The sequence below is a fragment of the Burkholderia sp. BDU5 genome (assembly GCF_001522845.1).
GTDB lineage: Bacteria > Pseudomonadota > Gammaproteobacteria > Burkholderiales > Burkholderiaceae > Burkholderia > Burkholderia mayonis.
On record NZ_LOWC01000142.1, the window covers coordinates 164,521 to 177,845 of the forward strand.

12 protein-coding genes, 1 tRNA gene and 1 pseudogene are annotated in these 13,325 nt (G+C 65.2%); 11 read left to right on the forward strand and 3 right to left on the reverse strand.

The genetic code is table 11. The annotated features are described in order from the left end of the window. Positions 1 to 35: 35 nt before the first annotated feature. The 3 genes from rpoD (at position 36) to WS69_RS21995 (ending at position 4,442) form a co-directional block, all read left to right on the forward strand. Complete coding sequence (gene rpoD / locus WS69_RS21985) at positions 36 to 2,078, forward strand: RNA polymerase sigma factor RpoD (RefSeq protein ID WP_059472786.1); 2,043 nt, start codon at positions 36 to 38, stop codon at positions 2,076 to 2,078. A 122-nt stretch (positions 2,079 to 2,200) separates the two neighbouring features. Then, positions 2,201 to 2,276 (forward strand) — tRNA-Ile (locus WS69_RS21990). A gap of 390 nt (positions 2,277 to 2,666) precedes the next feature. Next, entirely contained in the window at positions 2,667 to 4,442 is a 1,776-nt protein-coding gene (locus WS69_RS21995; RefSeq protein WP_059472787.1) for an SWIM zinc finger family protein, read from the forward strand. 8 nt (positions 4,443 to 4,450) lie between these two features. On the opposite strand, the gene WS69_RS22000 is transcribed toward WS69_RS21995, so the two are convergent. Continuing rightward, positions 4,451 to 4,717, reverse strand: a complete 267-nt coding sequence (locus WS69_RS22000; RefSeq protein ID WP_156438314.1) for a hypothetical protein — start codon at positions 4,715 to 4,717, stop codon at positions 4,451 to 4,453. A 120-nt stretch (positions 4,718 to 4,837) separates the two neighbouring features. On the opposite strand from WS69_RS22000, the gene WS69_RS22005 reads away from it, so the two are divergent. Genes WS69_RS22005 through WS69_RS22015 form a run of 3 tightly spaced genes read left to right on the forward strand, consistent with a single transcriptional unit; the run spans position 4,838 to position 7,828 of the window. Continuing rightward, positions 4,838 to 6,262: a purine-cytosine permease family protein gene (locus WS69_RS22005; protein WP_059472789.1), complete on the forward strand. Its 1,425-nt coding sequence runs from the start codon at positions 4,838 to 4,840 to the stop codon at positions 6,260 to 6,262. Continuing rightward, the gene (locus tag WS69_RS22010) at positions 6,259 to 7,188 is read left to right on the forward strand and encodes an NAD-dependent protein deacetylase (protein ID WP_059472790.1); all 930 of its coding nucleotides are present in this window, start codon (positions 6,259 to 6,261) and stop codon (positions 7,186 to 7,188) included. The genes WS69_RS22005 and WS69_RS22010 overlap by 4 nt, the downstream gene beginning before the upstream one ends. Positions 7,189 to 7,213: 25 nt before the next feature. Next, a complete protein-coding gene (locus tag WS69_RS22015; RefSeq protein WP_082716365.1) occupies positions 7,214 to 7,828 on the forward strand; it encodes a DUF938 domain-containing protein in 615 nt (204 codons plus the stop codon). A 266-nt stretch (positions 7,829 to 8,094) separates the two neighbouring features. Here WS69_RS22015 and WS69_RS31830 read toward each other — a convergent pair. Continuing rightward, positions 8,095 to 8,217 (reverse strand): annotated as a pseudogene (locus WS69_RS31830) (6-phosphogluconate dehydrogenase); the annotation flags it as partial. On the opposite strand from WS69_RS31830, the gene gndA reads away from it, so the two are divergent. The 4 genes from gndA to WS69_RS22035 all read left to right on the forward strand — a co-directional run bounded on the left by gndA (position 8,206) and on the right by WS69_RS22035 (position 11,762). Next, positions 8,206 to 9,621, forward strand: a complete 1,416-nt coding sequence (gndA, locus tag WS69_RS22020) for an NADP-dependent phosphogluconate dehydrogenase (RefSeq protein ID WP_059472791.1) — start codon at positions 8,206 to 8,208, stop codon at positions 9,619 to 9,621. The pseudogene WS69_RS31830 and the gene gndA sit on opposite strands and share 12 nt — an antisense overlap. A gap of 199 nt (positions 9,622 to 9,820) precedes the next feature. Then, the gene (locus tag WS69_RS22025; RefSeq protein WP_010112559.1) at positions 9,821 to 10,153 is read left to right on the forward strand and encodes a DUF4148 domain-containing protein; all 333 of its coding nucleotides are present in this window, start codon (positions 9,821 to 9,823) and stop codon (positions 10,151 to 10,153) included. A 325-nt stretch (positions 10,154 to 10,478) separates the two neighbouring features. Next, positions 10,479 to 10,841: a cupin domain-containing protein gene (locus WS69_RS22030; protein WP_197419293.1), complete on the forward strand. Its 363-nt coding sequence runs from the start codon at positions 10,479 to 10,481 to the stop codon at positions 10,839 to 10,841. A 183-nt stretch (positions 10,842 to 11,024) separates the two neighbouring features. Beyond that, entirely contained in the window at positions 11,025 to 11,762 is a 738-nt protein-coding gene (locus WS69_RS22035; RefSeq protein WP_162499004.1) for a peptidoglycan DD-metalloendopeptidase family protein, read from the forward strand. A 92-nt stretch (positions 11,763 to 11,854) separates the two neighbouring features. On the opposite strand, the gene WS69_RS22040 is transcribed toward WS69_RS22035, so the two are convergent. Then, entirely contained in the window at positions 11,855 to 12,490 is a 636-nt protein-coding gene (locus tag WS69_RS22040; RefSeq protein WP_059472793.1) for a Pr6Pr family membrane protein, read from the reverse strand. Positions 12,491 to 12,744: 254 nt separating this feature from the next. On the opposite strand from WS69_RS22040, the gene WS69_RS22045 reads away from it, so the two are divergent. Then, the gene (locus WS69_RS22045) at positions 12,745 to 13,281 is read left to right on the forward strand and encodes a cytochrome b (RefSeq protein WP_059472932.1); all 537 of its coding nucleotides are present in this window, start codon (positions 12,745 to 12,747) and stop codon (positions 13,279 to 13,281) included. Positions 13,282 to 13,325 lie beyond the last annotated feature (44 nt).

The following is a 13,325-nucleotide window of genomic DNA, read 5'->3' on the forward strand; positions in this document are numbered from 1 at the left end:
AGCCGCGAGTCGATTTAGCCGGTACGGCGAACTCCATGACGAAAAAGCTGAACGAAGTATCCGTCGATGACGACGCAAACCAGAGCGACGAACAGCCTACCGCTGCGTCGGGCAAAGGCGAAAAAGCCAAGGCGCGAGATCGCCGCGCCAAGGAAAAGGCGCTGCTGAAGGAAGCGTTCGCGACGAGCACGCCCGGCACGGCCGAGGAGCTCGAAGAGCGTCGTACGAAGCTGCGCGCGCTGATCAAGCTCGGCAAGGAGCGCGGCTTCCTCACGTATGCCGAAATCAACGACCATCTGCCGGACAACTTCACGGAAACGGAAGCGCTCGAAGGCATCATCGGCACGTTCAACGACATGGGCGTCGCGGTGTACGAGCAGGCACCCGACGCCGAGACGCTGCTGTTGAACGACAACGCGCCCGCCGCGTCGTCCGACGACGAGGTCGAAGAGGAAGCGGAAGTCGCGCTGTCGACCGTCGATTCCGAATTCGGCCGCACGACCGATCCGGTGCGGATGTACATGCGCGAGATGGGCACGGTCGAACTGCTCACGCGTGAAGGCGAAATTGAGATCGCGAAGCGGATCGAAGACGGCCTGCGCCACATGGTGATGGCGATTTCCGCGTGCCCGACCACGATCGCCGACATCCTCGCGATGGCCGAGCGCGTCGCGAACGAGGAGAGCCGCGTTGACGAGCTCGTCGACGGCCTGATCGATCCGAACGCCGCGGACGCCGACGGCTTCTCCGAAAAGGACGCCGAGGAAATCGAGAACGAGGACGAGGAAGCCGAAGAGGACGAAGAAGAGGAACAGGAAGACGACGACGGCGCCGCGCAGGCGACTGCCAACGCGGCCCAGCTCGAAGCGCTGAAGCGCGCGTCGCTCGAGAAGTTCGCGCTGATCAGCGAATGGTTCGACAAGATGCGTCGCGCGTTCGAGAAGGAAGGCTACAAGTCGAAGTCGTACCTGAAGGCGCAGGAGACGATCCAGAACGAGCTGATGTCGATTCGCTTCACCGCGCGTACCGTCGAGCGTCTGTGCGACACGCTGCGTGCGCAGGTCGACGAAGTGCGTCAGGTCGAGCGTCAGATCCTGCATATCGTCGTCGACAAGTGCGGCATGCCGCGCTCGGAGTTCATCGCGCGCTTCCCGAGTAACGAGACCGATCTCGACTGGGCCGAGAAGATCACGGCCGAAGGCCATTCGTACAGCGCGATCCTGTCGCGCAACATCCCGGCGATCCGCGAACAGCAGCAACGTCTGCTCGACCTGCAGGCACGCGTCGTGCTGCCGCTCAAGGACCTGAAGGAAACCAACCGCCAGATGGCGGCGGGCGAACTGAAGGCGCGTCAGGCGAAGCGCGAGATGACCGAGGCGAACCTGCGTCTCGTGATTTCGATTGCGAAGAAGTACACGAACCGCGGCCTGCAGTTCCTCGACCTGATCCAGGAAGGCAACATCGGCCTGATGAAAGCGGTGGACAAGTTCGAATACCGCCGCGGCTACAAGTTTTCGACGTACGCCACGTGGTGGATCCGACAGGCCATCACGCGTTCGATCGCGGACCAGGCGCGTACGATCCGGATTCCGGTTCACATGATCGAGACGATCAACAAGATGAACCGCATCTCGCGGCAGATCCTGCAGGAAACCGGCCTCGAGCCGGATCCGGCAACGCTCGCCGAGAAGATGGAGATGCCGGAAGACAAGATCCGCAAGATCATGAAGATCGCGAAGGAGCCGATCTCGATGGAAACGCCGATCGGCGACGACGACGATTCGCATCTCGGCGACTTCATCGAGGACACCAACACGGTCGCGCCGGCCGATGCCGCGCTGCATGCGAGCATGCGCGATGTCGTGAAGGACGTGCTCGATTCGCTGACGCCGCGCGAGGCGAAGGTGCTGCGGATGCGCTTCGGCATCGAGATGAGCACCGATCACACGCTCGAGGAAGTCGGCAAGCAGTTCGACGTCACGCGTGAGCGGATCCGTCAGATCGAGGCGAAGGCGCTGCGCAAGCTGCGTCATCCGAGCCGTTCTGACAAGCTCAAGTCGTTTCTCGAAGGGAACTGATCGTCCGTCTCCGATCGATCGCCGCCGGGGGCAGAAATCCGGCGGCGATTTCCTTACTTAGTTGTTACAATGCCGACCCGGCCAGCATTACCGGGTCTTTTTTTGCGTCGCGTTCGTTTTTAGGGCCTGTAGCTCAGGGGTTAGAGCAGTCGACTCATAATCGATTGGTCGTGGGTTCGAAACCCACCGGGCCCACCAAGATTCTTATTTCTACTTCAGCGGCTGAGTTCAATCTGCGTCTCTTCCGGGGCAATGCCGGGGGAAGAAAACGACGATTCGAGGCGCGCGATCTCCAGTGCGTTCTGCTGCCAAGCGGCTTCGTTTGGCTCTTGTCATAGGCAACGCTGCGCCAAAAATTCACCACCGCACGATAGCCCACGAGTGTCGATTTTTCGACGCGCTCGACGGTGATCCAGGTTAAAGTCATGTCGCGAGCGTAACGGCGCTGGAGGCGGCAATTGATTCAATGCGCATCCCGCTGCAGGAGGAACGCGTCGCCGTGCCGTGAGGCGACTGCATGGCTGGCCCGGGTATCATCGTGCCTGTGCGCCGCCCGTCTCGGCATAATCCGCTTTCGCCAGTCACCCGATGCCCCAGTCCGCAAAGCTCTCCGAGGTTCTCACTCTTGCCGAAGTCCAGTCGCTGGCTGAAACGAAGACGTTTGCGCGCGGCAAGGCCTATTTCCATGATGGCGCGGTCTCCCGTTTGGAGGCGCGCGACGAAGCTGTTCGTGCCAGCGTACGCGGCACGCATCGTTACCGGGTTGAACTTGCCGTCGACGACGATGGCGAACTCGCTTACGACTGCAACTGTCCGGTGGGCGACGACGGTGTTTTCTGCAAACACGCGGTCGCCGTTGCTCTCTCTTGGCTCGAAAATTCGGGCGAAGAGGTGTTCCATTCCGACGAGCCCGCCCTGGAGAAGCCGCGCAGGAAGCGAAAGACCTACGAGGAAGTGATTCGGGAATACGTAGCGACGCTGTCCAAGGACGCGCTTCAGGACTTGTTGCTCGAAGCCGTCACGCGCGACCCGACGCTGCGCGACAAACTGCTGTTCTCCGCGCGTGCGGCGGGGGCATCCGACTTGGCTGGGATGAAGGCTGCCGTGAGGCAGGCGACACGTATTTTCCGACCGCTGGACTGGCGGGAAGCGGGTGCATACGGTGATGGCCTGATGTCGCTGGCCGATATGTTGCACCAGAGGCTTTCCGGGTCACACGCCGCGCAGGTGGTCGAACTGTCAGCACTGGCGATTGCCGGCGCGGAAAAGAGTCTCGAGCAGATTGACGATTCGGGCGGGGAGGTGATGCCGGCGATTTTTGAGCTTGCAGCCGTCCACCTCGATGCATGTAAACTGACTCGACCGGATCCCGTAAAGCTTGCGGAGCGGCTTTTCCGTTTGCAGACGGAAGGCATGTGGGACACTTTCTACAATGTCTTGCCAGCGTATGCGGAGCCGCTGGCCGATAACGGCTTGCGCCGCTATCGTCAACTCGTCAGCGAGGCCTGGGAAGCGCTGCCCGCGCTCGCTCCCAGCAACGAATTTCGGCGGTCATTCGACTCGCGGCGCATGAAGTTAGACCATGCGATGGAGGCGCTGGCCGAGCTTGACGGGGACGTCGATGCGCTCATTCGCATCCGTTCGAAGGATCTGTCGAGTTCGTACCGCTTCTTGCAGGTGGCGGAGCTTTGCGCAAATCACGGTCGCCTGGACGAAGGACTCGCGTGGGCGGAGCGTGGTCTCAAGGAGTCGGGCAGGAATGTTGATTCGCGCCTGCTCGACTTCTGCGTTGATGCGTATCTGCGTCGCAGCGAATTCGAACAGGCCGATGCGTTCGCATGGCGACGTTTCGAGATGCACCCGACGGCCGATGCATTCCCCGCATTGATGAAGGTCGCTACGGCTACCGGTAAGCATGACGAAATCCGGGGGCGTGCGCTCAGGCGCCTCTGGGCGCTGGTCAGGGAGGAGGAGTCGGTCGCAAAATCGAAGCGCACCGTCTGGCATCGGTCAACGCGAACCGAACTGGTCAGAATTTTTCTTGCCGGGAAAGAGAACGACGTTGCATGGGAGACGTTTAACGGCGGTCCGGTTGCAACACAACTGTGGCCGGAAATGGCGGCTGTCCGTGGCAAGACCCATCCGCACGATGCCATCGCCCTCTATCATCGCCTGCTGCCGGTTGCTGCGGAAAGCGGTACACGCAACGCCCGATATGATGAAGCGTTCGACATCGTGCGCGCCATCAGCCGCTTGCGGGCAAAGCTCGGTGAGCGCGCGGAGTTCAACAGCGAACTGGAGGAGATTCGGGCGACATATCGCGCGAAGCGCAACTTCATCAAACTGCTCGCCACACTGTCCTGAAGTCGCCCTCAGGCCGTGTCGGGCAGATATCTGCCCGGAGCCAAGGCACTGGTCGTGCGCTTTTGCATCTCCGAGCCGTTGGCCGGCAGCGTATGCTCCCACAGTGCAATGTGCTCATTGAGAAGGCCCGCCAGCCAGCGAAAATATTTCTCGCTGATGAAGCGCTGGCGGCAGCGATTCGAAAAATCGTCCATCTCTCGGGCCTTGCGTTCGAACTCCCAGAGCGCGGGTTGCGGACGGTACGCTCCGTTCTTACCACTGCTCGAAATGGGCATTCAGGTTTCCATCCATCTCCCGTCTCGGTATAAACCAGAGTACACGAAAGAGTTGTCTATACAATTTTGGGCGGTTAGGGTGAGCGCTCCGAACCTCAGACTTTTCCCGGACCCGCCGCCATGCCGAACGCCACCGACGTCCAACGCCGCCCGTTGCGCGAGCGCCGCACCATCGATTACATCCCCGGCCACGAACGCCACGGCAGGCTGTCGAGCCAGTTCACGCTGTGGCTCGGCGCGAACCTGCAGGTGACGGCGATCGTCACCGGCGCGCTCGCGGTCGTGCTGGGCGGCGATGTGTTCTGGTCGCTCGTCGGGCTCGCGCTCGGCCAACTGCTGGGCGGCGCGGTGATGGCGCTGCACGGCGCGCAGGGGCCGCAACTTGGCCTGCCGCAGATGATCTCGAGCCGCGTGCAGTTCGGCGTCTACGGCGCGGTGATTCCGCTCGTGCTCGTCTGCCTGATGTACGTCGGCTTCTCCGCGAGCGGCACCGTGCTCGCCGGGCAGGCGCTCGCGCAGCTGTTCGGCGTCGCCGACACGGTCGGCATCTTCGCGTTCATCGCGGTCGTCGTCGTGCTCGCGGTGTTCGGCTACCGGACGATCCACGCGCTCGGCCGCGCGTCGAGCGTCGTCGGCGTGATCGCGTTCGTCTATATGTTCGCGCGGCTCCTGTCCGGGCACGATATCGGCGCGCTGCTCGCGATCCGGCATTTCTCGCTGTCGAGCTTCCTGCTCGCGATGTCGCTGTCCGCGTCGTGGCAGATCGCGTACGGGCCGTACGTCGCCGACTACTCGCGCTATCTGCCGCGCGCGACGTCCGCGCGCCGCACGTTCTGGGCGATCGGTCTCGGCTCGGTGCTCGGCGCGCAGGCGTCGATGGCGTTCGGCTTGTTCGCGGCGGCGCTTGCGGGCAAGCAGTTCGCCGGTCACGAAGTGCAGTTCATCGTGAGCCTCGGCGCGGGCGGTGCGACGGCCGCGCTGCTCTATTTCGCGATCGCGTTCGGCAAGCTGACGATCACGACGCTCAACGCGTACGGCAGCGTGATGTCGGTCGCGACGATCGTCACCGGTTTCTCGGGCCGCACGCAGATCTCGCAGCGCGCGCGGATGGCGTACGTGCTCGCGATGGTCGCTGCGGTCGCGTGGCTCGCGCTCGTCGGCCGCCACGCGTTCCTGAAGGATTTCTCTGCGTTCATCCTGTTCCTGCTCGCGTTCTTCACGCCGTGGAGCGCGATCAATCTGGTCGACTTCTATTGCGTGACGAAGGAGCGCTACGACGTGCCCGCGCTCTACGATCCCGACGGCCGCTACGGACGCTGGAACGTCGCGGGCGTGTCGATCTACGCGGTCGGCGTGCTCGTGCAGATGCCGTTCATCGCGACCGAGTTCTACACCGGGCCGCTCGTCGCGAAGCTCGGCGGCACCGACATCTCGTGGATCATCGGCCTCGTCGTGCCCGGCGTTCTGTATCATGTGACGGCACGCAGGCGAGCCGCGCACATCCCCGAGCGGCTGGTCCTGCCGGACGAGCCCTCATTGTCATGACTGATTCCGCCGTTTCGTCGCAGGCGCTTCCGCCTTCCGATGCCGTTCCGTCGGCCGATCCGCACGCGTTCGACGCGCTGCACGCGTTCGTCGAGCGCCATCCGCGTCTGTTCGTGCTGACGGGCGCGGGCATCAGCACCGATTCCGGCATTCCCGGCTATCGCGACCGCAACGGCGCATGGATGCGCTCGCAGCCGATCCAATTGCGAGAATTTCTCGATTCCGATCACGCGCGCCGCCGCTACTGGGCGCGCAGCATGCTCGGCTGGCCGGTGGTCGGGCGCGCACGGCCGAACGCGTCGCATCACGCGCTCGCACGGCTCGGCGCGGCGGGGCGTGTCGCGCGGCTCGTCACGCAGAACGTCGATGGGCTGCATCAGCGTGCAGGCAGCACCGACGTCATCGAGCTGCACGGCGGCATCGACGGCGTCACCTGTCTCGATTGCGGCGCGCATCATGCGCGCGTGGCGATCCAGCAAATCCTCGAAGCGGACAACCCCGCGCTGCTCGACGCGCAGGCGGAGCCCGCCGCCGACGGCGATGCGCATCTCGAATGGCGCGCGCTCGACACGTTTCGCGTACCCGCGTGCCCCGCGTGCGGCGGCCTGCTGAAGCCCGCTGTCGTGTTCTTCGGTGAGAACGTGCCGCACGAGCGCGTCGCGGCGGCCGCGCGTTCGCTCGACGAGGCCGACGCGATGCTCGTCGTCGGCTCGTCGCTGATGGTGTATTCGGGCTATCGGTTCTGCGTGTGGGCGAACGACCAGCGCAAGCCGATCGTCGCGATCAATCTCGGGCACACGCGCGCCGATCCGCTGCTGGCGCTGAAGGTCGAAGCGTCGTGCGGACAAACGCTCGACGCGCTTGCCGCGCATCTCGGGCTCGCGGCGAGCGGCGCGCATGATGCGCGCGGAAGGCTTCACGTTTGACGCACCCATACCGACTCGTTTCGTCATGCAGATCGATTCTTCTTCGCGCCAATGGGCGCCTGCCACCGAACGCAATCGCGAGCCGATTCTCGACGTGCTGAAGCGCGTACTGCCGGTGCGCGGCACCGTGCTCGAGATCGCGAGCGGCACCGGCCAGCATGCGATTCACTTCGCGGCCGCGCTGCCCGACCTCGTCTGGCAGCCGACCGATACGGAGGCGGCGGCGCGCGCGTCGATCGCCGCGTGGGCGGCCGATGCCGCGCTGCCGAACCTGCGCGCGCCGCTCGCGCTGGATGTCTGCGTCGAGCCGTGGCCGCTTGCCGCCGCCGATGCGATCGTCTGCATCAACATGATCCACATCGCGCCGTGGGCGGCCGCGTGCGCGCTCTTCGACGGCGCGGCGCGCGTGCTGCCCGACGGCGGCGTGCTGTATCTGTACGGACCGTATCGCCGCGGCGGTGCGCACACGGCCGAGTCGAACGCGCAGTTCGACGCGCAGCTGCGCAGCCGCGATCCGGCGTGGGGCGTGCGGGACCTGGAGACGGTGGCCGAGCTCGGGCGCGCGGCGGACCTCGCGCTCGACGAGATCGTCGAGATGCCGGCGAACAATCTGAGCGTCGTGTTTCGGAAGCGCGCGTGAGCGCATGCGGGGCGAGCGTCGGGCGGGCGCGCTCGCGTGCGGGCCGATCGCGTGAGCGCAGAACGGATGCCGCCGCGCTCCCGCCGTTGCGCGCACGACGCAAATCGACCAAGCTCGCGTGCGCACGTCGAAAGTATTCCGAACTAACGCGGAAGCATCACCGAACCGGCGTTGCCTCGCCGCCGAATCCATGCGCCGAACCGGCGTTGAGCCAACGCCGAATCCGCATCCAGCCGCCACCGTGCGGCCGGACAACGTGGGCCGAATCGCTCCCGAACCCCTCCCATTCGCGGCGCACTCGCGCGGTTTCCCTTATCCTTGCGCCTATGCGCGCGACCCCGGTGGGTCGCGTCCTGTTTTTTCCGGAGAATTGAACAATGGGCAAACAAGCAATCGGTGTGGTCGGTCTCGCGGTGATGGGGCGCAATCTGGCCTTGAATATCGAAAGTCGTGGCTATGCGGTGTCGGTCTACAACCGCAGCCGCGAGAAGACCGATGAACTGATCGCCGAATTTCCCGATCGCAAGCTCGTGCCGACTCATACGCTCGAGGCGTTCGTCGCGTCGCTCGAGACGCCGCGCCGCATCCTCCTGATGGTGAAGGCGGGCGAAGCCACCGACGCGACGATCGCGGCGCTCAAGCCATTGCTCGACAAGGGCGATGTGCTGATCGACGGCGGCAACACGCACTTCACCGATACGATTCGCCGCAACCAGGAGCTCGCGCAGGCGGGGCTGCACTTCATCGGCACGGGCGTTTCGGGCGGCGAGGAGGGCGCGCTGCGCGGCCCGTCGATCATGCCGGGCGGCCAGCGCGACGCGTACGATCTCGTCGAGCCGATCCTCAAGCAGATCGCCGCGAAGGCGCCAGCCGACGGCGAGCCGTGCGTCGCCTACATGGGCCCGGACGGCGCGGGCCATTACGTGAAGATGGTCCACAACGGAATCGAGTATGGCGACATGCAGCTGATCGCCGAGAGCTACGCGGTGCTGAAGCAGGTCGCGGGCCTGACGAACGACGAACTCGGCGCGGTCTACGCCGAATGGAACCAGGGCGAGCTCGACAGCTACCTGATCGAGATCACCGCGAAGATCTTCGGCAAGAAGGACGAAGAAACCGGCAAGCACCTCGTCGACGTGATCCTCGACCGCGCCGCGCAGAAAGGCACGGGCAAGTGGACGAGCCAGAACGCGCTCGATCTCGGCGTGCCGCTGCCGCTCATCACCGAATCGGTGTTCGCGCGCGTGCTGTCGTCGCTGAAGGATCAGCGCGTCGCGGCGAGCAAGGTGCTGACCGGGCCGACGGCGGCGCCGCTCGAAGGCGATCGCGCCGCGTTCGTCGAGTCGGTGCGCCGCGCGCTGTACCTGTCGAAGGTGATCTCGTACGCGCAGGGCTTCGCGCAGCTCGACACGGCGTCGAAGGAATACGGCTGGCACCTCGATCTCGGCACGATCGCGAAGATTTTCCGTGCGGGCTGCATCATTCGCGCGCGCTTCCTGCAGAAGATCACCGATGCTTACGCGAAGAATGCGGCGCTCGCGAATCTGCTGCTCGATCCGTACTTCCAGGACATCGCCGCGAACTATCAGTCTGCGCTGCGCGATGTCGTGGTCGCCGCGGTGAAGGCGGGCGTGCCGGTGCCGGCGTTCGCGTCGGCGGTCGCGTACTTCGACAGCTACCGGTCGGCGCGCGTGCCGGCGAACCTTGTGCAGGCGCAACGCGACTTTTTCGGCGCGCACACGTTCGAGCGCACGGACAAGCCGGGCAGCTTCCACGCGAGCTGGGCCGAGTGACACGCGCGATCGGTAATTGTTGCAATCATCTATGCTATTGGTAGGGTTTTTCTAGAGGGAGATGGCAATTGTTATCGGTCGCGAAACAGTGTTTTCGTTGATCAATGGTTTTCCCTAGGTGCCTTGGTGACTAGACTGTGATTAATCGCTGCTCGCATGGTGCTTGCGGCGAAGCAAAAAAAGTCACGGAGGTTGGATCATGAAATCGCTTATCGCTACTGTCGCAGTCGCCGCCGCTCTCGCCGTCCCGGCCGTTTCGTTCGCTCAACAATCGAATGGCCCGGTGACCCGCGCGCAAGTCAAGGCCGAGCTCATCCAGCTGGAGCAAGCGGGCTACAACCCCGCCGCTGACCGCGTGAACTACCCCGAGGAAATCCAGGCGGCCGAAGCGCGGATCCACGGCCAGCAGAACGTCGCCGCACAGGCCGACACGAGCGGCTACGGTGCGCAACCGGCGGCTGCCGCCGAATCCGGCACGCCGAACAAGATGAAGCGCATCGCCGATGGCGCACCGGTCTACAAGGGGCGTTGAGCGGCACGGCGTTACGTCGCGCGCCGCATTCGAACGCGGGCGCGGAGAATTCAGGCCGGCGCATAGCAGCAGTCCACTCAGCCCGCGCGTTCCATTCGATGGAGCGCGCGGGCTGAGTCTTTTAGGGCGCTGAAAAGCGCGGCGGCGCGCGGGCCGGCCGCAGCCATCGCCCGGCGCACGACGCATTTGCCCGTCGAACGATCGCATTCGCCGCTGCGCTGCCCGCCGGAAGCGGGCGAGGGCGCATGTCGGGCAGGTTTGGCCAGCCGGCCGAGTCCCTGGCAATTTACATCGGCCATGTCGGGCGAGTTACTATCCATCCGGCATGGGGCCGCGCGATCGCCGCGCCGGCCGCCGCAACGCCACGGGAATGCCCATGAAGATCGTCCGCAGCAGGCGCTTCACCGCATCGCGCGCGTGGGGCGCCATCGACATCGCCAACATGCGCGGCATCACGACCCGCCTGCATTGGACGGATCAGCCGTACAAGTGGCACGTGAACGACGGCGAGGAAGTGTTCGTCGTGCTCGACGGCCGGGTCGAGATGCGCTATCGCGATGCCGGCGCCGAGCATGCGACCGTTCTCGAGGCGGGCGACATCTTCTTCGCGTCGGCGGGGACGGAACATGTCGCGTGCCCGCTCGGCGAGGCTCGGATTCTTGTCGTCGAAACCGAAGGCAGCGTTTGAGTTCCGATAGGAACGGTCCGGCCGGGGCTCGTGCGGCGTTGGCCCGAAAAGAAGTGGTGTGGCCATGCGCGCCCCCCCAGATGCGGGGCTTGGCTTGGCCCGGCTGTTCGGACGCGCAAGCAAAGGCGGCGCACGCCGCCGCAGCAATGAAGTGAAATGATGGAGGTACGCTTGAGAAGCAATATGTTCGTGGAACGGCCCGGCATGGGCTGGGCGGTGCGTGCGACGCTCGTCGCGGCGGGCGCCGCGCTCGTCGGCGGTTGCACGCTGACGCCGTGGACCGACTCGTGGCAGCCGACGCACGTGCCGCAGCAGCCAGCGCCGCGGGCGTCGTCCGGCGTGCTCGCCGGCTATTACCGGGCGAATCCGGGCGATACGCTCGCGAGTATCGCGTCCGCGTTCGGTCAGCGCACACTGGACGTCGCGAGCTGGAATCACATGGCGCCGACCGACATGGTGACGCCCGGCCAGGTGCTGCGCGTCGCGCCGCCGCCGAGCATGACGACGCTCGCGCCGCCGCCTTCCGCCGCGCAGCCGGAAGCGGCCGCGCAGGCGCTCGCGTGGCCTGCGCGCGGCACCGTGACGACGCCGTTCGGCGCCGGCAGGAATCACGGGATCGTGATCACCGCGACGGGCGGCGATCGCACGGTGCGCGCGGCCGCGCCCGGACGCGTGGTCTACGCGGGAACGGGCGTTGCCGCATATGGCCCGCTCGTGATCCTGAAACACGAGAACGGTCTCATCACCGCGTACGGTCACAACGACAAGCTGCTCGTCAACGAAGGCGATGCGGTGAGCGCGGGCCAGCCGGTCGCGGAGATGGCGACCGACGCGAGCGGCCGCTCGACGTTCGAGTTCGAAGTGCGGCGCAACGGCAAGGCCGTCGATCCGCTCGGCCTGCTGCCGCGCGTCGGCCCCTGACCATCCCTTCGCGCCGCCCGCCGCGTCGTGCGCGGCCGCCGCGCGACGCTTCCCCGGCTCGCCGGGGCGCGCTCGGGCGCACGGCGGCACCGTCAGGCGCGCTCCGTCTGCGGTGCCGGCGCGCCGGCCCAGTTGCCGAGCAGCACGATCAACGCGGCGAATCCGATACTGCCTGCCGCGATCGCGCCACTGTACGCGGCGACGATCAGATAGCCGTGCGCACGCGGATCGACGAACGGATACGGATACCAGTCGACGAACGCGCCGCGCACGAGCGTATAGCCGAGATAGGCGAGCGGAAAAGCGAGCCAGCGCGCGAGATGCGACCAGTCGATCCGCACGCGCGGCGCGACATACAGCCAATCGAGAAACACGGCGATCGGCATGATCCGATGCAATACCCAGTTCGTATAATGCGGCGTCGCGTGATGCAGCGCATCCACATCCGCGAGCAGCAGCGCGTAGACGATGCCCGCGATCGCCATGTAGAGCACGACGGCGCCGCGCGCCGATTCATAGCGTCGCGACGGCGGTCGCGTAGCGAGCCACAAGCCGGCGGCCAGCACGGCAGCCGCGTACAGGCTGCTCAGTTGCGTGAAGTAGCTGAAGAAATTGCTGAGCCGGAAGGTCGGCGCGTGCCATCTGAGCGCGATGCTGTAGCTCGTCGCCGAAAGGGTCAGCGCGCAGCACAGGAGCCTGTAGGCTGCGACGAAAACGGCTTTCTGCATGGTGGGGCCTTGCGTGTAGCGGTGATGCGGGCGTCGTGGCGGGATCGTGCGCGACTGTTCGTTTCTAGAATCGAGCATAGTTCACGCGTCGCTTCGCCGACATGCGGCCCTACCCGAGCCTGCCCGACGCGCTATTGCGCCGAAACTTGATCGAGCTGCATGGACGGCGCATCGCGCGTCATTACAATTCGATAACGTCGCGGGCGATGCCGTACGCGATGCCGTGGTTCCCTTCAATACGAACGAGACTGATCATGAACCGTGTCCCCGCCGGCCAGGCGCGCTACAACCGTCCTGCCGTGTTCTTCCATTGGGCGATCTTCCTGCTCGTCGCGTTCGCGTATCTCTCGATCGAAGTCCGCGGGCCGAAGGGTGCCGACAGCCGATTGTTCTGGTCGAACGTCCACTACCTCTCCGGCACGCTCGTGCTGACGTTCGCAGTGCTGCGGATCGTCTGGCGGTTCGCGACCCGCGCGCCGCGCGCGCTGCCGCAGCCGGCGTTGCTCTCGCTGCTGTCGAAGCTCGCGCATCTCGCACTGTACGTGTTCATCGTCGCGCAGCCGCTCCTCGGCATCATGACGCTGAACTTCGGCGGCAAGCCCGTGACGCTCGCCTGGATCGACTGGTCGTTCACGCTGTTCGGCCCGAATCCGGGCCTGCGCTCGTCGATCAAGGACGCGCACGAGGTGATCGGCAACGTGTTCTATTACGTGATCGGCCTGCATGCGCTCGCCGCGCTCTGGCATCACTTCGTGAAGCGCGACGCGACGCTGCGCCGGATGACGTTCTGACGACGCGTCGCGACGCCGCGCCGCACATCGTTGCGCATGCAACG